This window comes from Thiolapillus sp., from assembly GCF_048562965.1.
GTDB lineage: Bacteria > Pseudomonadota > Gammaproteobacteria > Chromatiales > Chromatiaceae > Thiolapillus > Thiolapillus brandeum_A.
This window is the reverse complement of record NZ_JBHNMF010000979.1, coordinates 1-1050: the sequence shown is the minus strand read 5'-3', so window position 1 is coordinate 1050 and position 1050 is coordinate 1. Positions and strand designations below refer to the sequence as shown.

Below are 1050 nucleotides of genomic sequence, written 5' to 3'. Positions count from 1 at the left end.
GAGCAGGATGCAGCAATCAGCGTATAGAACAAGCTCTAACGGGCAGTATGAACAAAATAGCAACTTTATTTCACCCGAAAATATACGGTGGAACAATGTTGCTTACTCTAAACTCTAGGATGGAGAAGATGAACATCAGTATGCCCAGCCCGGTACCTGCAGCAGCGCTGAGGAGCCATTTCCCGACTGTCTTCAGCTGAGGTTCGATCTCACCGAGAGCTTCCCCGGGGTTTTCGGAGGCATATACCCAGAAAGCATGAAGCTTCTTGCCAACGAGGGGCCAGTTGGCAATCCTGTCAGGAGGCGGCGGAATGCTGAGTTCATTTCCTTCCTGCAGATACCCTGATAGCTCCCTGGCCTCCTCGACCAGGGCCCCGCTCAGCATGACGGAAGGAATGATGAGCACGGCAAGCATCAACAGGGTAAGCAATGTTGCTGTCAGGTTTTTGCCCAGACAGATCTTTTTGTGCAGCCAGCTGTATAGAGGATGGCTGCCGATAGCAATGATGATTCCCCAGATGATGGGGCCTATGAAAGGTGAGGCAATGTATATGGACCAACCGGTGAGCAATGCCATCAGACCGATCTGGATAGCAGAGTCTATGGGATCAGTTTTTTCTTCTGGTTTGTCATTCATGGCAAACTGTTCTCCAGCGCGGAACAGGGGGGAGGGTGGATCATTGCGCAAGAATAGAGATTTACCAGTGGAATGTCTAGGAGCCGCTGGTCGAGTTTTGGCCAGGCCCGATGATACTGACCCGGCACCAGTATGGGTGTTGCTCAGCCACTGTGGGTCGAGAATTCTTTCCAGTCTGGGCAGACAGAAAAAAGCCAATACTTCCGATGGGGTTTCAACACCGCATGGGCAGTGCCTTTAACGGGTGGGCTGTAGATATTGAACATGATATCCACACTGGCTACTATTCAACCGCTGCCAACCATGGAGAGCGAAGCGAAGGCTGGTAGACCCCAGTAGCCGCGAGGCCGCACTGTTTTCCCGGCGTGCCTTGCGCCAGAGGGAAAACAAAGTAGGCCTCCGAACGCGGCGTC

1 protein-coding gene is annotated in these 1050 nt (G+C 52.7%); it reads right to left on the bottom strand.

The annotated features are described in order from the left end of the window. Positions 1 to 70: 70 nt before the first annotated feature. Positions 71 to 637, bottom strand: a complete 567-nt coding sequence (locus ACOCD2_RS21625) for a hypothetical protein (protein ID WP_293653445.1) — start codon at positions 635 to 637, stop codon at positions 71 to 73. Positions 638 to 1050: the final 413 nt, after the last annotated feature.

Excerpts from the sequence above, each read along its gene's own strand:
- ACOCD2_RS21625 (WP_293653445.1), bottom strand. The coding sequence starts at position 637 with ATGAATGACAAACCAGAAGAAAAAACTGATCCCATAGACTCTGCTATC.